Annotated in this window: 14 protein-coding genes; 7 read left to right on the forward strand and 7 right to left on the reverse strand. The window is 72.0% G+C overall.

Annotated elements, in window-relative coordinates; translation table 11 throughout:
- Positions 1–79: 79 nt before the first annotated feature.
- The 4 genes from ACI2LW_RS20395 to ACI2LW_RS20410 form a co-directional block, all read right to left on the reverse strand.
- Positions 80–1696 (reverse strand): FAD-dependent oxidoreductase, encoded by a 1617-nt coding sequence (locus ACI2LW_RS20395; RefSeq protein ID WP_404732611.1) that lies wholly within the window; start codon positions 1694–1696, stop codon positions 80–82.
- 9 nt (positions 1697–1705) lie between these two features.
- Positions 1706–3244: a glycerol kinase GlpK gene (gene glpK / locus ACI2LW_RS20400; RefSeq protein ID WP_404732612.1), complete on the reverse strand. Its 1539-nt coding sequence runs from the start codon at positions 3242–3244 to the stop codon at positions 1706–1708.
- A gap of 101 nt (positions 3245–3345) precedes the next feature.
- A complete protein-coding gene (locus tag ACI2LW_RS20405; RefSeq protein ID WP_404732613.1) occupies positions 3346–4140 on the reverse strand; it encodes an MIP/aquaporin family protein in 795 nt (264 codons plus the stop codon).
- A 611-nt stretch (positions 4141–4751) separates the two neighbouring features.
- On the reverse strand, positions 4752–5516 hold the full coding sequence (locus ACI2LW_RS20410) for an IclR family transcriptional regulator (RefSeq protein WP_404732614.1): 765 nt from the start codon (positions 5514–5516) through the stop codon (positions 4752–4754).
- Between the two features lie 293 nt (positions 5517–5809).
- Here ACI2LW_RS20410 and metH point away from each other — a divergent pair, with 293 nt between their 5' ends.
- The 3 genes from metH to ACI2LW_RS20425 all read left to right on the forward strand — a co-directional run bounded on the left by metH (position 5810) and on the right by ACI2LW_RS20425 (position 12231).
- On the forward strand, positions 5810–9322 hold the full coding sequence (gene metH, locus ACI2LW_RS20415; RefSeq protein ID WP_404732615.1) for a methionine synthase: 3513 nt from the start codon (positions 5810–5812) through the stop codon (positions 9320–9322).
- Between the two features lie 181 nt (positions 9323–9503).
- Positions 9504–10205 (forward strand): HAD family hydrolase, encoded by a 702-nt coding sequence (locus ACI2LW_RS20420; RefSeq protein WP_404732616.1) that lies wholly within the window; start codon positions 9504–9506, stop codon positions 10203–10205.
- Between the two features lie 421 nt (positions 10206–10626).
- Positions 10627–12231: an ABC transporter substrate-binding protein gene (locus ACI2LW_RS20425; RefSeq protein WP_404732617.1), complete on the forward strand. Its 1605-nt coding sequence runs from the start codon at positions 10627–10629 to the stop codon at positions 12229–12231.
- Positions 12232–12324: 93 nt separating this feature from the next.
- Here ACI2LW_RS20425 and ACI2LW_RS20430 read toward each other — a convergent pair whose 3' ends face one another.
- Positions 12325–12996, reverse strand: coding sequence for a response regulator transcription factor (locus ACI2LW_RS20430; protein ID WP_030179609.1), 672 nt, complete (start codon positions 12994–12996; stop codon positions 12325–12327).
- A 14-nt stretch (positions 12997–13010) separates the two neighbouring features.
- A complete protein-coding gene (locus tag ACI2LW_RS20435; protein ID WP_404732618.1) occupies positions 13011–13898 on the reverse strand; it encodes a RecB family exonuclease in 888 nt (295 codons plus the stop codon).
- Between the two features lie 1119 nt (positions 13899–15017).
- On the opposite strand from ACI2LW_RS20435, the gene ACI2LW_RS20440 reads away from it, so the two are divergent.
- The 3 genes from ACI2LW_RS20440 (at position 15018) to ACI2LW_RS20450 (ending at position 18735) form a co-directional block, all read left to right on the forward strand.
- Positions 15018–16865 (forward strand): site-2 protease family protein, encoded by a 1848-nt coding sequence (locus ACI2LW_RS20440; protein WP_404732619.1) that lies wholly within the window; start codon positions 15018–15020, stop codon positions 16863–16865.
- A 160-nt stretch (positions 16866–17025) separates the two neighbouring features.
- Entirely contained in the window at positions 17026–17928 is a 903-nt protein-coding gene (locus tag ACI2LW_RS20445; protein ID WP_276109401.1) for a tRNA (adenine-N1)-methyltransferase, read from the forward strand.
- A gap of 228 nt (positions 17929–18156) precedes the next feature.
- Positions 18157–18735 carry a hypothetical protein gene (locus tag ACI2LW_RS20450; protein ID WP_404732620.1) on the forward strand — a complete coding sequence of 193 codons (579 nt, stop codon included), beginning with the start codon at positions 18157–18159 and terminating at the stop codon, positions 18733–18735.
- A gap of 80 nt (positions 18736–18815) precedes the next feature.
- Here the strand turns inward: ACI2LW_RS20450 and ACI2LW_RS20455 are convergent, their stop codons facing one another.
- Entirely contained in the window at positions 18816–19115 is a 300-nt protein-coding gene (locus ACI2LW_RS20455; RefSeq protein ID WP_404732621.1) for a ferredoxin, read from the reverse strand.
- Between the two features lie 249 nt (positions 19116–19364).
- Here ACI2LW_RS20455 and arc point away from each other — a divergent pair, with 249 nt between their 5' ends.
- Positions 19365–21131 (forward strand): proteasome ATPase, encoded by a 1767-nt coding sequence (gene arc / locus ACI2LW_RS20460; protein ID WP_404732622.1) that lies wholly within the window; start codon positions 19365–19367, stop codon positions 21129–21131.
- The last annotated feature ends 45 nt before the right edge of the window (positions 21132–21176 follow it).

Consider the following 21176-nt stretch of genomic DNA (forward strand, 5'->3'; position numbering starts at 1 on the left):
CCGGGACGGGACACCCATGATCGGAAAAGCGGCCGGCCCCCAGTGCGGTGGGAGCTGGCCGCCCGTTTCCGCCCGACGGTCACTTCCGGTCGAGCAGGTCCTGCACCTTCGCACGGACCTCGTCCGTGGCCAGGCCGCGGATGGTCAGCGTGGTGCGCCGGCGCAGCACGTCGTCCGCGGTCTCGGCCCACTCGTGGTCCCGGGCCCACACGACCTGCGCCCAGATCTCCGGGGCGTCGGGGTGGACCCGCTCGCCCAGCTCCGGGTCCTCGTTCGCCAGCCGCGCGATGTCGAAGGCGAGCGAGCCGTAGTGCGTGGCCAGGTGCCGGGCGGTGTCCGCGGCCATGCGGGGGCCGGGCGCGGGACGGTCCACCAGCAGCCGGTGCGCCACCGCGCGCGGGTTGGCGATGCCCGGCAGCGGCAGCTTCTTCGGCAGCGCCGAGACCGGCTCGAAGTCGTCGCCGAGCGGCGCGCCGGGCAGCGACTGGAGCTTGGCCATCACCGTGCGGCCGATGTGCCGGAAGGTGGTCCACTTGCCGCCGGCCACGGACAGCATGCCGCCCCTGCCCTCGGTCACCACCGTCTCGCGCTTGGCCTTGGCGGTGTCGCCGGGGCCGCCCGGCAGCACGCGCAGACCGGCGAACGCGTAGGTGATCAGGTCACGGTCGAGCTGCTGGTCGCGGATGGAGAACGCGGCCTCGTCGAGTATCTGGGCGATGTCCTTGTCATTGACCGCGACATCGGCCGGGTCGCCCTCGTACTCCTCGTCGGTGGTGCCGAGCAGCAGCATGTCCTCCCAGGGGAGGGCGAAGGTGATGCGGTACTTGTCGATCGGGGTGGCGAGCGCGGCCTTCCACGGGGCGGTGCGCTTCAGGACCAGATGCGCGCCCTTCGACAGCCGGATGGACGGTGCGGCATCGGGGTCCTCCATCCTGCGCAGGTGGTCGACCCAGGGGCCGGTCGCGTTGAGCACCAGGCGGGCGTTCACGCCGAACTCGTCGCCGGAGAGCCGGTCCTTCAGCTCCGCGCCCGTGACCCGGCCCTTGGTGAAGCGCAGGCCGGTGACCTCCGCGTGGTTGAGTACGACGGCCCCGGCCTCCACGGCCGCGCGGACCGTCATCAGCGCCATGCGCGCGTCGTTCATCTGGTCGTCGCCGTAGACGGCCACGGCCTTGAGGTTCTCGGTGCGCAGCTCGGGCACGTCCTGCGCGGCCTTGGAGGGGCTGAGCAGGTGGCCCACGCCGTCGCCGAAGGCGGACAGCGCGGAGTAGGCGAAGACGCCCGCGCCGAGCTTCGCCGCGCCGTGCGGCCCGCCCTTGTACACGGGGAGGTAGAAGGTCAGCGGGTTCGACAGGTGGGGGGCCACCTGCCGGGAGACCGCACGGCGCTCGAAGTGGTTCTCCGCCACCAGCTTCACCGCGCCGGTCTGCAGGTAGCGCAGACCGCCGTGGAGAAGCTTGGAGGAGGCGGAGGAGGTGGCGCCGGCGAAGTCGCCGGCGTCGACCAGAGCCACCCTGAGGCCGGACTGCGCGGCGTGCCAGGCGGTGGAGATGCCCAGGATGCCGCCGCCGATCACGAGGAGGTCGTACGTCGCCTTCGAGAGCTGCTCCCGGGTCTCGGCTCGGCTCGGGCCTACGCCGTAGGCCGGGCGCGTTCCCAGGGCAGGCACGGACTGCAGGGTGGACTGACTGGTCATTGCGGTTTCTTACTCCTCGTCCTCGAGCCAGCCCATGGTCCGCTCGACGGCCTTGAGCCAGTTCTTGTACTCACGGTCGCGGGTGTCCGCGTCCATGCGGGGGGTCCACTCGGCGGCCCGGCGCCAGTTCTGGCGCAGGTCGTCGGTGCTGTTCCAGAAGCCGACGGCGAGGCCGGCGGCGTAGGCGGCGCCGAGGCAGGTGGTCTCGGCGACCATCGGGCGCACCACGGGGGCGTCGAGGAAGTCCGAGAGCGTCTGCATCAGCAGGTTGTTGGAGGTCATGCCGCCGTCGACCTTGAGGGCGGCGAGCTCCACGCCGGAGTCCTTGGTCATGGCGTCGGCGATCTCCCGCGTCTGCCAGGCGGTGGCCTCCAGCACGGCGCGCGCGAGGTGCGCCTTGGTGACGTACCGGGTCAGGCCGGCGATCACACCGCGGGCGTCGGAGCGCCAGTACGGGGCGAACAGGCCGGAGAAGGCCGGCACGAAGTAGGCGCCGCCGTTGTCCTCGACCGAGAGCGCGAGCGTCTCGATCTCGGCGGCGGTGGAGATCAGGCCCATCTGGTCGCGCATCCACTGCACCAGGGAGCCGGTGACGGCGATCGAGCCCTCCAGGGCGTAGACCGGCTTCTGGTCGCCGATCTGGTAGCCGACCGTGGTCAGCAGACCGCTGTAGGAGTTGATGATCTTGTCGCCGGTGTTCATCACCATGAAGGTGCCGGTGCCGTACGTCGACTTGGTCTCGCCCTCGGCGAAACAGGTCTGGCCGAACAGGGCGGCCTGCTGGTCGCCGAGCGCGGAGGCGACCGGGATGCCGCCGAGCAGCTCGCCGAGCTTGCCGCCCTTGATCTCGCCGTAGACCTCGGCGGAGGAGCGGATCTCGGGCAGGATCTGCGTCGGGACGCCGATCGACTCGGCGATCTTCTCGTCCCACTCCATGGTGTGCAGGTTCATCAGGAGGGTGCGCGAGGCGTTGGTGACGTCGGTGACGTGCTTGCCGCCGTCGACGCCGCCGGTCAGGTTCCAGATGACCCAGGTGTCCATGGTGCCGAAGAGGATGTCGCCCGCCTCGGCGCGCTCGCGCAGGCCCTCGACGTTGTCGATCAGCCAGCGGGCCTTGGGGCCGGCGAAGTAGGACGCCAGGGGCAGGCCGGTCTCCCGGCGGAAGCGGTCCTGGCCGACGTTGCGGCCCAGCTCCTTGCACAGGGCGTCGGTGCGGGTGTCCTGCCAGACGATGGCGTTGTGGACGGGCTCACCGGTGTTCCTGTCCCACAGCACGGTGGTCTCGCGCTGGTTGGTGATGCCGATGGCCTTGATGTCGTCGCGGGTGATGCCGGCCTTCTCGACCGCTCCGGCGACGACCTCCTGGACGTTGGTCCAGATCTCGGTGGCGTCGTGCTCGACCCAGCCCGGCTTGGGGAAGATCTGCTCGTGCTCCTTCTGGTCGACGGCGACGATCCGGCCGTCCCGGTCGAAGACGATGCAGCGGCTGGAGGTGGTGCCCTGGTCGATGGCGGCGATGAAGGGGCCGGCGGTGTGGGCGTCGGTCACTGTGTGCTCCTGGAGGTTCCGTGGTTGAGGGGGCTGTCCGTACGGCGCGTGCGGTGGGGCCCCGGTGCCGGGCGCGAGGGCCGCGGCACCGGGACGCCCGGCTAGGCGAAGGCGACGTTGTAGATGCCTGCGGCGATGGCGCCGCCGATGACCGGGCCGACCACCGGGATCCAGGCGTAGCCCCAGTCGGAGCCGCCCTTGTTGGGCAGGGGCAGCAGGGCGTGGACGATGCGCGGACCGAGGTCACGGGCCGGGTTGATCGCGTAGCCGGTCGGGCCGCCGAGGGACAGACCGATGGAGACCACCACGAGCGCCGTGATCAGCGCGCCCAGGTTGCCCAGGCCGTTGCCCTTGTCGTTCAGGCCCTGCGTGAGGACGGCGAGCACCAGCACGATCGTGCCGATGATCTCCGTCAGGAGGTTCTGCACCACGTTCCGGATCTCCGGACCGGTGGAGAAGACGCCCAGGACCGGGCCGGCGCCCTGCTCCTGGGCCTCGACGGCCTTGGCCGCCGTGGCCTGCGCGCCCGGACCGCCGACGATCTCCTTGTCGGTCAGGTGGGCGTGGAACTGGCCGTAGTAGGCGACCCAGACCAGGGCCGCACCGATCATGGCGCCGAGCAGCTGTCCGGCCAGATAGGTCGGAACGTTGCTCCAGTCGTTGTCCTTGATCGCGAGTGCGACGGTCACCGCCGGGTTGAGGTGGGCGCCGGACAGCGGCGCCGAAGTGTAGACCGCCGTCAGTACGGCGAAGCCCCACCCGAAGGTGATGGCAAGCCAACCGGCGTTACGGGCCTTGGAGGCCTTGAGCGTCACGGCGGCGCAGACGCCTCCGCCGAGCAGGATGAGTATGGCGGTACCGATGGTCTCGCCGATGAAGATGTCGGAGCTGGACACCCGCGACTCCTTTGTCCTTCGTCCAGGGGTAGCCACACCCCGGGTCCCACCGGGGGTCTGGCGCCCTCGGGGGTGAGAGCGATGTGCTGGCCCTTGGCGTTGTCACACTCTAACGCGTATTTGCCGCAAGGTGTTCGACAATGCCGACCGATGGACGGGAGTCTCACCTCGCTGTCACACGGGCGTCAAGAGTTCTGCCGCCGGAAGCCCGATCGTTACTGATCGCGTCACCGGGTGAGGCCTGGGCGGGGACCGCCGGCCGGGGTACGGAGGCGGAAACCGGAGACCGGCCGGGCGCGGGCCGCGGCGGCGGGCGGCGGCGGGGCACCGGGGGCACCCCGCTCAGCGGCTGGTGGCGCGCGGAGGGGCGCACGCGGAGGGGCTGTGACGTGCGGCGGCCTGGTGACGTGGGGGAGGGGTTGTGGCGTTCAGCGGCCTGGTGACGCGGCGGCGGGGCTGTGGCGCAGCTGCCTGGTGACGGGGGGACAGGGCGGCGCTCGGCACCCGGCGGCGCACGGACGGAGCCCTCGTACGGCGAGCGCGAGCGCGCGTGCCGTACGAGGGCTCCGACGATGCGAAACGCCAGGCGGCGCCCGGAGCCGGGGCGGTGCTCAGAACCGTCCGGCGCCCAGGTCCCGTGAGACCGCGCGGGCGCAGTCCCGCACCGCCGCGATCAGCTCCTGGCGCAGCTCGCCCTCCCGGCACACCCGTTCCACGGCCCCCGTGATGCCGACCGCGCCGACGGGCATGCGCCGGCGGTCGTGGATGGGCGCGGCGATGGAGGCCACGCCCTCCCAGGTCTCCTCCACGTCGGCCGCGTAGCCGCGGGCGCGGGAGAGGTCGAGGATGTGCTCGAAGTCCTCCAGGTCGCACACGGTCCGGTCGGTGTACGCCTTGCGGTCGGCCTCGGTCACCTCGCTGTGCGCCACGGGGTCCCAGGCCGCCAGCACCTTGCCCAGGGCCGTGGAGTGCAGCGGCTGCATCGCCCCGATCTCCAGCACCTGCCGGCTGTCGTCCGGGCGGAACACGTGGTGCACGATCAGCACGCCCTGCTGGTGCAGTACGCCCAGGTACACGCTCTCCCCGCTGGAGCGGGCCAGGTCGTCGGTCCACACCAGGGCCCGCGCGCGCAGTTCGTGCACGTCGAGGTAGGTGGTGCCCAGGCGCAGCAGCTCCGCGCCCAGCTGGTACCGCCCGGAGGCGTCGTCCTGCTCCACGAAGCCCTCCTGCTGGAGGGTGCGCAGGATGCCGTGGGCCGTGCCTTTGGCGAGGCCCAGTGACGAGGCGATGTCCGACAGGCCCAGCCGCCGCTCGCCGCCCGCAAGCAGCCGCAGCATCGCGGCCGCCCGTTCGAGCGACTGGATGTTCCGTGCCATCGCCGTCCTGCCTCCGTCCCGTTCGGCCGCCGGCGAGCAGGCCGCGCCGCCGTTCGGCAATGTCGAACACTACCGGTCCATGGCGACTGTCCGCCAATGGTCGGTCGTCACCTGTTACGCCGCCCGGCTCCCCGGCGTGGCGCGCGGGTCGCCGTCGTCCGGGTGGTGGACGCCCCGGTCGCCCTGCGCCGGTCCCGGATACCCTGGCGGCGTGCGCCCTCGTTGGGAAGCTCCCCGCGGGCTTCTCGTGAGGACGCAAAGCCGACAGCCGTCGCATTCAAGGGAGCCCCTTCATGGCCTCGTCGCCGCCGTCCCCTTCCGCCGACAGCCGGACCCGTGTGTCCGCGCTCCGCGAGGCGCTCGCCACCCGTGTGGTGGTCGCCGACGGAGCGATGGGCACCATGCTCCAGGCCCAGGAGCCCTCGCTGGACGACTTCCAGCAGCTGGAGGGCTGCAACGAGGTCCTGAACGTGACCCGCCCCGACATCGTCCGTTCGGTCCACTCCGCCTACTTCGACGCCGGAGTGGACTGCGTGGAGACCAACACCTTCGGCGCGAACCTCACCGCGCTCGGCGAGTACGACATCGCCGGCCGGGTCGCCGAGCTGTCCGAGGCGGGCGCCCGCATCGCCCGCGAGACGGCCGACGAGTACGCCGCCGGGGACGGCCGCCCCCGCTGGGTGCTGGGCTCCATGGGCCCGGGCACCAAGCTGCCCACCCTCGGGCACACCACTTTCACCGCCATCCGCGACGCCTACCAGGCGAACGCCGAGGGCCTGCTCGCCGGCGGCGCGGACGCGCTGATCGTGGAGACCACCCAGGACCTGCTGCAGACCAAGGCCTCCGTCATCGCCGCCCGCCGGGCGATGGAGGTGGCCGGGCTCGAGGTGCCGCTGATCGTGTCGGTGACCGTGGAGACCACCGGCACCATGCTGCTCGGCTCGGAGATCGGCGCCGCGCTGACCGCGCTGGAACCGCTCGGCGTCGACATGATCGGCCTGAACTGCGCCACCGGCCCCGCCGAGATGAGCGAGCACCTGCGCTATCTGTCCCGGCACGCCCGGATCCCGCTGTCGTGCATGCCCAACGCCGGCCTGCCGGTGCTCACCAAGGACGGCGCGCACTATCCGCTGACCGCCCCGGAGCTGGCCGAGGCGCACTCCCACTTCGTCCGCGACTACGGACTCTCCCTGGTCGGCGGCTGCTGCGGCACCACGCCCGAGCACCTGCGCCAGGTGGTGGAGCGGGTCCGGGGCGTGACCCCGCCCGAGCGCGACCCGCGCCCGGAGCCGGGCGCCGCCTCCCTCTACCAAAGCGTCCCGTTCCGGCAGGACACCTCCTACCTGGCGATCGGCGAGCGGACCAACGCCAACGGGTCCAAGAAGTTCCGCGAGGCCATGCTCGAGGGCCGCTGGGACGACTGCGTGGAGATGGCACGCGAGCAGATCCGCGAGGGCGCGCACATGCTCGACCTGTGCGTGGACTACGTGGGCCGCGACGGCGTGGCCGACATGACGGAGCTGGCCGGCCGGTTCGCCACCGCCTCCACCCTGCCGATCGTGCTGGACTCCACCGAGGTCGACGTGTTGCGCGCCGGCCTGGAGAAGCTCGGCGGCCGCGCGGTGATCAACTCCGTGAACTACGAGGACGGCGACGGCCCCGAGTCCCGGTTCGCCAAGGTCACCGCGCTCGCCCGGGAGCACGGCGCCGCCCTGATCGCGCTCACCATCGACGAGGAGGGCCAGGCCCGTACCGCCGAGAAGAAGGTGGAGATCGCCGAGCGGCTGATCGCCGACCTGACCGGCAACTGGGGCATCCGCGAGGAGGACATCCTCGTCGACTGCCTGACCTTCACCATCTGCACCGGCCAGGAGGAGTCCCGCAAGGACGGCCTGGCCACCATCGAGGGCATCCGCGAGCTCAAGCGGCGCCACCCGAGGGTGCAGACCACCCTGGGCCTGTCCAACATCTCCTTCGGCCTGAACCCGGCCGCCCGGATCCTGCTGAACTCCGTCTTCCTGGACGAGTGCGTCAAGGCCGGCCTGGACTCGGCGATCGTGCACGCCTCCAAGATCCTGCCGATCGCGCGCTTCGACGAGGAGCAGGTCACCACTGCCCTGGACCTGATCCACGACCGCCGCCGCGAGGGCTACGACCCGCTGCAGAAGCTCATGCAGCTGTTCGAGGGCGCCACCGCCAAGTCGCTCAAGGCGGGACGGGCCGAGGAACTGGCCGCGCTGCCGCTGGAGGAGCGCCTGAAGCGGCGGATCATCGACGGCGAGCGCAACGGCCTGGAGGCCGACCTCGACGAGGCGCTCACCACCCGCAAGGCCCTGGACATCGTCAACGAGACCCTGCTGGACGGCATGAAGGTCGTCGGCGAGCTGTTCGGCTCGGGGCAGATGCAGCTGCCGTTCGTGCTGCAGTCCGCCGAGGTCATGAAGGCCGCCGTCGCCCACCTCGAACCGCACATGGACAAGAGCGACGAGGCAGGCAAGGGCACCATCGTGCTGGCCACCGTCCGCGGCGACGTGCACGACATCGGCAAGAACCTCGTCGACATCATCCTGTCCAACAACGGCTACAACGTCGTCAACCTCGGCATCAAGCAGCCCGTCTCCGCGATCCTGGAGGCCGCCGAGGAGCACCGGGCCGACGTCATCGGCATGTCCGGGCTGCTGGTGAAGTCAACGGTGATCATGAAGGAGAACCTGGAGGAGCTCAACGCCCGCGGCCTCGCCGCCAGCTACCCGGTCATCCTCGGCGGCGCCGCGCTGACCAGGGCGTACGTCGAGCAGGACCTGCACGAGCTGTACGAGGGCGAGGTCCGCTACGCCCGGGACGCCTTCGAGGGCCTGCGCCTGATGGACGCCCTGGTCGGCGTCAAGCGGGGCGTGCCCGGGGCCACGCTGCCCGAACTGAGGCCGCGCCGGGTCAGGGCGGCCACGGTCGAGATCGAGGAGCGCCCCGAGGAGGGCCACGTCCGCTCCGACGTCGCCACCGACAACCCGGTCCCCACCCCGCCCTTCTGGGGCACCCGCGTGGTCAAGGGCGTACAGCTCAAGGAGTACGCCTCCTGGCTGGACGAGGGCGCCCTGTTCAAGGGCCAGTGGGGGCTGCGGCAGGCCCGCACCGGCGACGGCCCCAGCTACGAGGAGCTGGTGGAGACCGAGGGCCGGCCCCGGCTGCGCGGCCTGCTGGACCGCCTGCAGACCGAGAACCTGCTCGAGGCCGCGGTCGTCTACGGCTACTTCCCCTGCGTCTCCAAGGACGACGACCTGATCGTGCTGGACGAGCGGGGCAACGAGCGCACCCGCTTCACCTTCCCCCGCCAGCGCCGCGGGCGCCGGCTGTGCCTGGCCGACTTCTTCCGCCCGGAGGAGTCGGGGGAGACGGACGTGGTCGGCTTCCAGGTGGTCACCGTCGGCTCCCGCATCGGCGAGGAGACCGCCCGGCTGTTCGCCGCCGACGCCTACCGCGACTACCTGGAGCTGCACGGGCTGTCGGTGCAGCTGGCCGAGGCCCTCGCGGAGTACTGGCACGCGCGGGTGCGCGCCGAACTCGGCTTCGCCGGTGAGGACCCCGCCGGCATCGAGGACATGTTCGCCCTGAAGTACCGCGGCGCCCGCTTCTCGCTGGGCTACGGCGCCTGTCCCGAGCTGGAGGACCGCGCCAAGATCGCGGAGCTGCTCCGGCCGGAGCGCATCGGCGTCCGTCTCTCGGAGGAGTTCCAGCTCCACCCCGAGCAGTCCACCGACGCCATCGTGATCCACCACCCGGAGGCGAAGTACTTCAACGCACGCTGAGACGTACGTCGACGCGCGCCGAAGTGACCCCCGGCCCTTGACGGGGCGTGTACAGGGGGTGCCCGGACCGGAGCGGTTCAAACGAGGCGTTCGCCCGGTTCGCGTCGTACACTGGTCGGTCCACTGCAGGCCGGTTCCCGCGCGGGAACCGGCCTGATCGTCCCTCAAGGAGGTATGCCGGATGACCAGTACGGTCCCCGCCCTCGGCACCCGTACGGCCGAGGGGTCGGCCCTGCAGGCCGTGCTCCTCGACATGGACGGCACCCTGGTGGACACCGAGGGCTTCTGGTGGGAGGTGGAGGTCGAGGTCTTCGCCGCCCTGGGCCACGTGCTCGACGAGTCCTGGAGACATGTGGTGGTCGGCGGCCCGATGGCCCGCAGCGCCGGCTTCCTGATCGAGGCCACCGGCGCCGCCGTCACCCTCGCCGAGGTCATGGTCCTGCTGAACGACGGCTTCGAGAGCCGTATCCGGCACGCGCTGCCGCTGATGCCGGGCGCCAAGCGGCTGCTGGCCGAGCTGTCCGCCCACCGGATCCCCACCGCCCTGGTCTCCGCCTCCCACCGGCGCATCATCGACCGGGTGCTGACCTCGCTCGGCGCCCACCACTTCCGCCTGTCGGTGGCCGGCGACGAGGTGTCCCGCACCAAGCCGCACCCCGACCCCTATCTGCTGGCCGCCTCCGGCCTGGGCGTGGACCCGGCCAGGTGCGCGGTCGTCGAGGACACCGCCACCGGAGTCGCCGCGGCCGAGGCCGCCGGGTGCCGGGTCGTCGCGGTGCCGTCCGTCGCGCCCATCTCCCCGGCGCCGCGCCGCACCGTGGTCACCTCCCTCGAAGAGGTGGACCTGCCCTTTCTGCACAGCCTGATGACAGAAATGCCCTAGCTGTTCACCGAGCGTGCAAAAGCGAACAGGAAATGCCCGGCGCAGGGCCACCGAAGGAATTCGAACATGGCCGGATGGCCGAATTCGGGTGCGCGTCCACCGGGACGAAGGTGTGAGTTTCGCCACTCCGCCGGGGGTCGACAAGGGGCCCGAGGTGTGCTGTTCACCCCCTTTGGTGCGGCGCCCGCACGCCCTTGTGTCCCGATTGATGGAACGCTGCACTAATCCTTCCGGTGGCGGGTTTTCGGACCGTCCGCACCCGGTTCCGCTGCGTGATGGGAACTCAACTCCGGTGGCTGCGAACCCTGCTGCGGGCGCCGACTAATCTCGTCGCGAGAACATCGCCCCTACCCCCGTGAACCGTCGCAACAACCCCTGCTTGGCGGGTACACGGACATCACAGCTCTGGAGAAACTCGAGCATGAACCGCAAGACTTTGGTGCTGTCGGCCGTAGCCGGCCTGCTCGCCCCGGTTCTTGCCGGCTGCGGCGGGTCCGACAGCGGCAGCAAGAGCGGCGACGCCATCGTCGTCGGCACCACCGACCGGTTCACCGCCTCGAAGGAGGACCCCGCGCCGATCGACCCGGCGTCCGCCTACGACGTCGGCACCTGGAACATCCTGCGCCAGACGGTGCAGACCCTGATGATCCAGCCCAAGGGCGACGGCGAGCCCGTCCCCGAGGCCGCCGAGAAGTGCGGCTTCACCGACAGCGGCAACGAGCGCTACGCCTGCACCCTGCGCGAGGGCCTGAAGTTCGCCGACGGCGACCGCGTCACCGCGGCCGACGTGAAGTACTCCATCGACCGTGCCCGCGCCATCAAGGCCCCCTCCGGCGTGGCCTCGCTGCTGTCCACCGTCGACACCGTGGAGACCCAGGGCGACCGCGAGGTCATCTTCCACCTCAACACCGCCGACGCCACCTTCCCGTACAAGCTGTCGACGCCCGTCGCGGGCATCGTCAGCTCCAAGGACTACGAGAAGAACAAGCTGCGCGACGGCTTCGACGTGGACGGCTCCGGCCCGTACACGATGAAGGGCGAGGTCCAGGACAACGTTCTCATCGGCGCCGTCTTCACCAAGAACCCCAACTACAAGGGGACGTTGAAGGTCAACAACGACAAGGTGGAGATGCGTTCCTACGAGGACGCGGACGCGATGGGCGACGCCCTGAGCAAGGGTGACATCGACGTCATGACCCGCACCATGTCGCCGGAGCAGATCCGCAAGCTCTCCAACGCCTCCGGCGGCGACATCGACCTGGTCGAGATGCCCGGTCTGGAGATCCGCTACCTCGGCTTCAACACCGACGCCTCGTCGGTGAAGAGCAAGGCCGTGCGCCAGGCGATGGCCCAGGTCGTCAACCGCAGCGAGCTCGTCTCCAAGGTCTACGGCAGCCAGGCCGAGCCGCTGTACTCGCTCGTCGCGGCCAGCGTCACCGGGCACTCCAACTCGTTCTTCAACAAGTACGGCGACCCCAGCGTCAGCAAGGCCAAGTCGCTGCTGCAGCAGGCCGGCATCACCACCCCGGTCAAGCTGACGATGCACTACACGACCGACCACTACGGCCCGGCCACCGCCAAGGAGTTCCAGATCCTGCGGCAGCAGCTCAACGCCAGCGGCCTGTTCGACGTGAGCATCCAGGGCGCACCGTGGTCCAAGTTCCGCACGGCGGAGCAGAAGGGCGCCTACGACGTCTACGGCATGGGCTGGTTCCCCGACTTCCCGGACGCGGACAACTACCTGGCGCCGTTCCTCGACAAGGACAACACCCTCAACACGCCGTACGCCAACAGCAAGATCCGCAAGACGCTCATCCCGGAGTCCCGCCGCGAGGCCGACCGGCTGGCCGCCTCCTCGAGCCTGACGGAGATGCAGGACATCGTCGCGAACGACGTGCCGCTGCTGCCGCTGTGGCAGGGCAAGCAGTACATCGCCGCCCGGGACGACATCACGGGCGCCTCGTACGCGCTCAACTCCTCCTCCACGCTGCAGCTGTGGGAGCTCGGCCGGGGCGTGGGCGCCTGACGGCGGCCACCGACGACACGAGGGCGCCCCTCCCGGAATCCGGGAGGGGCGCCCTCGTGCGTGCCCTCGTGCGTAGGTTGCCGCCGCCCGCGGTCACTGCGCGCCGGGGCGCACCAGACCGCTCTCGTAGGCGTACACCGCGGCCTGCACGCGGTCCCGCAGGCCCAGCTTGGTCAGCACATGCCCGACATGCGTCTTGACCGTCGTCTCGCTGACGAACAGGTCGGCGGCGATCTCCGCGTTCGACAGCCCGCGCGCCACCAGCTTGAGCACCTCCACCTCCCGCTCGGTGAGGGTGTGCAGGGTGTCGGGCACCGGCTCGTCCCCGGAGGGCAGATGGGTGGCGTACTTGTCCAGCAGCCGCCGCGTGATGCTGGGCGCCAGCATCGCCTCGCCGGCCGCCACCACCCGGATCGCCTGCACCAGTTCGTTGGCGGGGGCGTCCTTGAGCAGGAAGCCGCTCGCGCCGGCCCGCAGCGCCTCCACCACGTACTCGTCGAGGTCGAACGTGGTCAGCACCAGCACCTTGGCCGGGCCGTCCCGGCCGGGGCCGGTGATCTGGCGGGTCGCCTCCACGCCGTCCATCCGGGGCATGCGGATGTCCATCAGCACCACGTCGGGCTGCAGGGCGCGCACCTGGTCCAGGGCCTGCAGGCCGTCTCCGGCCTCGCCCACGACCGCGATGTCCTGCTCCGCCTCGAGGATCATGCGGAATCCGGTGCGCAGCAGGGGCTGGTCGTCGACGAGTAGGACGCGGATGGCCACGTGAGTCTCCTTCGCTAGTCCGGCCCCATTCTGCCCTGCGCGTCACCGCCGGTGACCGCCGCCCTCACGGGCAGCGGGTAGGGCGGGGGAGTGCCGCCGAACTCCGGGCAGTGGGCCCGGTGGTCGCACCAGCCGCACAGCTTCGTGGGACGCGGCCGCCAGTCACCGGTCTCGGTGGCCCGCCGGATCGCCTCCCACAGGGCGAGCAGCTTGCGCTCCACCCGCTGCAGATCGGCCAGCACCGGGTCGTACGTCAGCACGTCGCCGCTGCCGAGATACACCAGCTGGAGCCGGCGGGGCACGACCTTCTTCAGCCGCCAGACCACCAGGGCGTAGAACTTCATCTGGAACAGCGCGCCCTCGGCGTACTCGGGGCGGGGGGCCTTGCCGGTCTTGTAGTCGACGATCCGCACCTCGCCCGTGGGCGCCACGTCCACCCGGTCGATGATGCCGCGCAGCCGCAGCCCCGAGTCGAGCTCGGCCTCCACGAACAGCTCCCGCTCGGCCGGCTCCAGCCGCGTGGGGTCCTCCAGGGTGAACCACCGCTCGACGAGCTGCTCGGCCTGCGCCAGCCAGCCGGCCAGCCGCTCGCCGTCGGTGTCGCCGGCGAACAGCTCCATCAGCTCCGGCCTGCTCTCGCGCAGCCGGTCCCACTGGCCGGGGATCAGCGACTTGGCGCGGGGCGCGGTCCGCTCGGCGGCCGGGGCGTCGAAGAGCCGCTCGAGCACGGCGTGCACCAGGGTGCCCCGGGTCGCCGCCTCGCTCGGCTTCTCCGGCAGCCGGTCGATCACCCGGAACCGGTACAGCAACGGGCACTGCATGAAGTCCCCGGCCCGGGAGGGCGACAACGAGGAGGGCACCCCGCCCGGGCCGCCCCGACCCTCACCGGCCGCGGCTGCCACACCGGCGGCCCCGTCACCCGCCGCCGTCCCGGCGCCCGGTGCGGCGGCGCCGGCCGCCGGAGAAGCGTGGGGCTCGGGAGGGGCGGCGGGGACCGGGGGAGCGCCGGGTTCGGCCGGGGCGCCGGACGCCGGGCGGGCGACAGGCCCGGCCGCGGCGCCGGGACCCGCCGCCGGGGTTCCCGGGGCGTCGCCGGGTGCGGGGGCCGGTTCCGGGGCGGGCGCGGCTGTGGCTTGGCTGGGTGCCGGTGCCGGTGCCGGTGCCGGTGCCGGTGCCGGTGCCGTGTCCGGTTCGGGGGCGGGGTCCGGGGCGAGTGGGCCCACGGCTGGTCCCGGGGCGGGTGCCGTGTCCGGTTCGGGGGCGGGGTCCGGGGCGAGTGGGCCCGCGGCTGGTCCCGGGGCGGGTGCCGTGTCCGGTTCCGCGTCCGGTTCCGGAGCCGGTGCGGTCGCGGTGGCCGCGGTGGCTGGGGCCGTGTCCGGTTCGGGGGCCGGTCCCGGAGCGGGTGCGCTGGCGACCCGTACAGGGGCGGGTGCCGCGTCCGGTTCCGGAGCCGGTGCGGTCGCGGTGGCCGCGGTGGCCGGGGCCGTGTCCGGTTCGGGGGCCGGTCCCGGAGCGGGTGCGCTGGCGACCCGTACAGGGGCGGGTGCCGCGTCCGGTTCCCGAGCCGGTGCGGTCGCGGTGCCCGCGGTGGCCGGGGCGGTGTCAGCTTCCCGGGCCGGTCCCGCAGCGGATGTGCTCGCGCCCCCTCCAGGGGGCGGTTCCGGCACGGCCCCCCGGGCGGGGGCGCCCGCCGCTCGTGCGGGGGCCGGTTCCGGTGTCGCGGCCGGGGGCGCGGCAGGCTCGGTGGCCGGGGCGCCGGTGCCCGCCTCCGGCGCCGGCGCCGCAGGGCGTCCGGGTGCGTCGCCGTTCCCGGGGTGTGCCGCCCCGGCCTCCGTGGTCGTCTCCATGGCACCGACCTTACGGCCGGCCACCGACAGTGACCCAGCCGCCGTGATGATGCCCGCGCCGACGGGGAAGACAGAGGGGGTGCCGGGCGGAACCGTCCGCCCCGGCCGCATACCATCGACCCGTAACCTTCCGGCCGTCAGGCGCGGGAGACGCGCTTCGAACGAGGGGACACCGTGGACGTGAGCGGCGGGAGCGGGCAGCCGCGTCCCGGAAACGACGAGACGGCCGAGCGCCCCACGGGTCCCGGGGCCCCGGCCGCCGGTGCCGCACGACCCGGGACCGGACCGGCCGAGCGCGGCCCGGAGCCCGCCGACGAAGCGACGCCCGCGGACCGCGCGGAGACCGCGGACGCTGCGGACAGCGCGGACGCTGCGGGCAGCGCGGACGCTGCGGGCAGCACGGAAGCGGCGACCCGCGAGCAGCCCGCGGAGCGCGTCGAGCCCGCCGGTCCGGGTCAGGCCGCCGGCCGCGCGCCGGCCGGGGACCACCGGGATCCGGCCGACCGCGCCGCGGCCGGCGAGCGCACGGGCGAGGGCGGGGGAACCGACGGCCGCCCGGCCGGCGGCGCGCCGGGGGAGGAGCGCGAGGAGCCGACCGCGGTCGGTGCGGCCGACGACTCCCGCCCGCCCGGCCCCGGACCCGACGCCGGACCCGGACCCGAAGCCGGCCCCGCGCAGACGCCGCCGGACGCCGGCGCACCGGCGCAGGCCGGCGCTCCGGCCGGCCGGCGCCCCGCCCCCTGGGGCGCCCCGGCCCCCGCCGCGGGCGGGCGTCCGGGCGACGGCCCCGACGCCCACCCCGACCGGGCCCACGCGCACTCCCCGGCCGGCCGGGGCGGCGGCACGCCGCCGCGCAGGCCGCGGGAGCCGGGCGGCGGGCTGCTCATGGGCCGCCCCTTCGGTGTGCCCGTGTACGTCGCCCCCAGCTGGTTCCTGGTCGCCGCGCTGATCACCTGGGTGTTCGGCGGGCAGCTCGACCGCGTGCTGCCCGAGCTCGGCGCGGCCCGCTACCTCGTCTCCCTGTTCTTCGCCGTCGCCTTCTACGCCTCCGTCCTCGTCCACGAGCTGGCCCACACCGTCGCCGCCCTCCGCTTCAAGCTCCCGGTGCGCCGCATCCAGCTCCAGTTCTTCGGCGGCGTCTCCGAGATCGAGAAGGAGGCCGAGACCCCCGGACGCGAATTCGTCCTCGCCTTCGTCGGACCCCTGCTCTCCCTGGTCCTGGCCGGTGTCTTCTATCTGGCGCTCCAGCCCGTCGAGCCGGGCACGGTCCTCGGGGTCCTGCTGGCCGGGCTGATGATCTCCAACCTCATCGTCGCCGTCTTCAACCTCCTTCCCGGTCTGCCCCTCGACGGCGGCCGCATGCTGCGCGCCGTCGTCTGGAAGATCACCGGCAGGCCGATGAGCGGCACCGTGGCCGCCGCCTGGGTGGGCCGCGCCCTCGCCGTCTCCGTACTGATCGGACTGCCGCTGCTCACCCAGTCCGGCACCCTCGGCTCCCCCGCCGAGGACAGCGTCGGCATGGACACGGTCACCGACGCCCTGCTCGCCGCGATCCTCGCCGCGATCATCTGGACCGGCGCCGGCAACAGCCTGCGCATGGCCCGCCTGCGCGAGCACCTGCCCGAACTGCGCGCCCGCACCCTGACCCGCCGTGCCGTCCCGGTGGAGACCAACACCTCCCTCGCCGAGGCGCTGCGCCGGGCCAACGCGGCCGGCGCCCGCGCCCTGGTCGTCGTCGACGGCCAGGGCGAGCCGCTGTCCCTGGTCCGCGAGTCCGCGATCGCGGGCGTCCCCGAGCACCGCCGCCCCTGGGTGTACGCCAGCGAACTCGCCCAGGACCTCACCGAGGGGATGCGGGTCTCCGCCGAGCTCGCCGGTGAGGAGCTGCTGGACGTGCTGCGCGCCACCCCGGCGACGGAGTACCTCGTGGTCGAGGAGACCGGCGAGATCTACGGCGTGCTGTCCGCCGCCGACGTCGAGCGCGCCTTCGTCAAGGCCATGGCCCGCCCCCAGCCCTCGTAGCCGGATCCCGGCGCCGGTGCCCGGCACCCGTAGGCCCGGCGCCCGTAAGCCCGTCGCCCCCCACCGGCCACCCGCCGCCCCCCACAGGCCACCCGCCACCGGCCACCGGCGCCCCCTCCGTGTGGTCGGCGGCCCCCCGCCGGACCGGTAGGCTGGTCACATGTCCGAACCGACCGGTGCCGCCCGCCGCCGCGGGCCCTTCAAGGTCGGGGACCAGGTACAGCTGACCGACCCCAAGGGCCGCCACTACACGTTCACGCTCGAGGCCGGGAAGAACTTCCACACCCACAAGGGTTCCTTCCCGCACGACGAACTGATCGGCGCACCCGAGGGCAGCGTTGTCCGCACCACCGGCAACGTGGCCTACCTCGCGCTGCGTCCCCTGCTCCCCGACTACGTCCTGTCCATGCCCCGAGGGGCGGCCGTCGTCTATCCCAAGGACGCGGGACAGATCCTCGCCTTCGCCGACATCTTCCCCGGCGCACGCGTCGTGGAGGCCGGCGTGGGCTCCGGCTCGCTCAGCAGCTTCCTGCTGCGGGCCATCGGCGACCAGGGCATGCTGCACAGCTACGAGCGCCGCGCGGACTTCGCCGAGATCGCCCAGGCCAACGTCGAGCGCTACTTCGGCGGTCCGCACCCCGCCTGGCAGCTGACCGTCGGGGACCTCCAGGACAACCTGTCGGACACCGACGTCGACCGCGTCATCCTCGACATGCTCGCGCCCTGGGAGTGCCTGGAGGCCGTCTCCAAGGCGCTCGTGCCGGGCGGCATCCTGTGCTGCTACGTCGCGACCACCACCCAGCTCGCCCGGACCGTGGAGTCCATCCGGGAGATCGGCTGCTTCAACGAGCCGACCGCCTGGGAGACGATGATCCGCAACTGGCACATCGAGGGCCTGGCCGTCCGCCCCGACCACCGGATGATCGGGCACACCGGCTTCCTGCTCACCGCCCGCCGCCTCGCCGACGGAGTCGAGCCGCCCATGCGCCGCCGCCGCCCCGCCAAGGGCGCCTACGGCGAGGACTACGAGGGCCCCAACGCCGACGGAGGCGCCGGCCGCTGACCCGGCCCCCGCCGCCGCCCAGGGCACGCGGACAACGTACGGGCGCCGTGGCGGAGTTCCCCGGAAGGACGGGAACTCCGCCACGGCGCCCTCGCGTTGACACCGCACCAGCACGCCCGCGGCGCCCGGACCCGGCCGGGTACCCACCCACCCGTTCCCCCCTCCTGTGACGTGTGGCACGATGCTGGCCACCCCCCACCGGCACAGCCCTCACGGGAGACACGCCCAGTGCAGCACCCCGCCGCTCCGGAACTGGCACACACCCACACCCGGCCCATCCACTGGGTCGCGACCGCCACGGCCGTGGCCGGGGTCATCGCCGTCTCCCCGCTGCTGCAGCCCGGCTCCGCCACCGCCGCGCAGCCCTCCGGCGCCCGGGACCGGGCCGCCCCCGCCGCGGCGGCGCCCCCGGACACCGCGGGCGTGACGTTCCCCATCGAATGCGGGCCGCTGAAGCCGGTCGTGGTCAAGAAGGCGTCCGGCGACCTCGACGGCGACGGGCGCCCGGAGACGGTGGCCGTCGTGCACTGCGACGGCTCGATGGGCACGCCGCCCGACGCCGTCTACGTCCTCACCCGGGCCGAGGGCGCCCGCACCGCGCGCGTGGTCGCCACCCTCATAGCCACCAAGGACCGGTACACGGTCAAGGACTTCACCGTGCGCGCCGGCGTGGTCACCGCCACGCTGCTCGGCTACTCCTCGCCCGAGGTGCCCAATTGCTGTCCCGATCTGAAGGACAGCGTGAAGTGGCAGTGGAAGAACGGCGCGTTCGTCCGTTCCGCGCCCTCCGCGGCACACAGCGTCTGACCGGGGGCCGCCCGTGCCCCAGCGGCTCCCCTCGCACGGTGTGAGGAATCAGACAGAGGTCACCAGGCGCACCTGGTGCATCACTCAGCGTCCGGACCGTGGACCTCGACCCCGTCCGAAACCCGGCGTACATGGATGCACTCGCCCGGGCAGTCCTTCGCCGAGGCCGCCACGTCCGTGAGCAGCGGCAGCGGTACGGGCGTTGCCGCGCCCCTGTCCTGCAGCAGTTCGTCGTCCGCGCCCTTCACGTACGCCAGGCCGTCGATGTCCAGCTCGAACACCTCGGGTGCGTACTGCACGCAGATGCCGTCACCGGTGCACAGATCCTGGTCGATCCAGACCTCCAGTGCCTCGCCACCGTCCGAGGTCCGCTGCTGCACGATCGTCTCTCCTGCCGTGTCACGTCGGGCCGTACGGGAATCCGGCCAGCTCCGACGGGTGTTGAACATCTCGACCCTACCCTTGACGGCTTTCCAATCATGTTCGGTGGGTATTCCCCTGGCGTGAGGGAGAGCGCAAGGGTGAAGATCGGACACACCCCGACAGTCTTTGTGATCTAGGGGTTTCAATCGACACCCACCCAGGTAGGGTCTGGAAGCGTCCAGCTCCCCTTGGAGGAGGTGAGGACCGTGGCAGCCCACGACGACGACATGAACCGCGGCATCCGCCCGGGACGAGGGTCCGAAGACCCGGCCGGGCAGATCGCCTACCTTGAGCAGGAGATCGCCGTCCTGCGACGCAAGCTCGCCGACTCTCCGCGACACACGAGGATTCTCGAAGAGCGGATCGTCGAGCTGCAGACCAACCTGGCCGGCGTGTCCGCGCAGAACGAACGGCTCGCGAACACGCTCCGCGAGGCCCGCGACCAGATCGTGGCCCTCAAGGAGGAGGTCGACCGGCTCGCCCAGCCGCCGGCCGGCTTCGGTGTCTTCCTGCAGGCGAACGAGGACGGCACCGCCGACATCTTCACCGGCGGCCGCAAGCTGAGGGTGAACGTCAGCCCCAGCGTCGACCTCGACGAGCTCAGGCGCGGCCAGGAGCTGATGCTCAACGAGGCGCTGAACGTGGTCGAGGCCATGGAGTTCGAGCGCGTCGGCGACATCGTCACCCTCAAGGAGATCCTCGAGGACGGCGAGCGCGCCCTGGTGCTCGGGCACACCGACGAGGAGCGGGTGGTACGGCTCGCCGAGCCGCTGCTCGACGTCACCATCCGCCCCGGCGACGCCCTGCTCCTGGAGCCCCGCTCCGGTTACGTCTACGAGGTCGTGCCCAAGAGCGAGGTCGAGGAACTCGTCCTCGAAGAGGTCCCCGACATCGGCTACGAGCAGATCGGCGGCCTCGGGAACCAGATCGAGGCCATCCGCGACGCCGTCGAGCTGCCGTACCTGTACCCGGACCTGTTCAAGGAGCACGAACTGCGTCCGCCCAAGGGTGTGCTGCTCTACGGCCCGCCCGGATGCGGCAAGACGCTCATCGCCAAGGCCGTCGCCAACTCGCTCGCCAAGAAGGTGGCCGAGGTGACGGGGCAGGCCGCGGGCAAGAGCTTCTTCCTCAACATCAAGGGCCCCGAGCTGCTGAACAAGTACGTCGGCGAGACCGAGCGGCAGATCCGACTCGTCTTCCAGCGCGCACGGGAGAAGGCCAGCGAGGGCACTCCCGTGATCGTCTTCTTCGACGAGATGGAGTCCCTGTTCCGCACCCGCGGCTCCGGCGTCAGCTCGGACGTGGAGAACACCATCGTCCCGCAGCTGCTCGCCGAGATCGACGGCGTCGAGGGCCTGCAGAACGTGGTCGTGATCGGCGCCTCCAACCGCGAGGACATGATCGACCCGGCCATCCTGCGGCCCGGCCGGCTGGACGTGAAGATCAAGATCGAGCGTCCGGACGCCGAGGCGGCCAAGGACATCTTCGGCAAGTACCTCACCGAGCGTCTCCCGCTGCACGCGGACGACCTCGCGGAACACGGCGGCGACAAGGACGCGACGGTCCAGGGCATGATCCAGACCGCGGTCGAGCACATGTACGCCGAATCCGAGGAGAACCGCTTCCTGGAGGTCACCTACGCCAACGGCGACAAGGAAGTCCTGTACTTCAAGGACTTCAACTCCGGCGCCATGATCGAGAACATCGTGGGCCGCGCCAAGAAGATGGCGATCAAGGACTTCCTCGAGAAGAACCAGAAGGGCCTCCGCGTCTCCCACCTGCTCCAGGCCTGCGTGGACGAGTTCAAGGAGAACGAGGACCTGCCCAACACCACCAACCCGGACGACTGGGCCCGGATCTCCGGAAAGAAGGGCGAGCGGATCGTCTACATCCGCACCCTCATCACCGGAAAGCAGGGCGCGGACACCGGACGCTCCATCGACACGGTGGCGAACACCGGTCAGTACCTGTAAAGGCGGGGCGGCTGCGGGTGCCCTTCGCGGGTACCCGCAGCCGAC

Origin of the sequence: Streptomyces sp. NPDC004065, from assembly GCF_044903565.1 — a bacterium.
Lineage (GTDB): Bacteria > Actinomycetota > Actinomycetes > Streptomycetales > Streptomycetaceae > Streptomyces.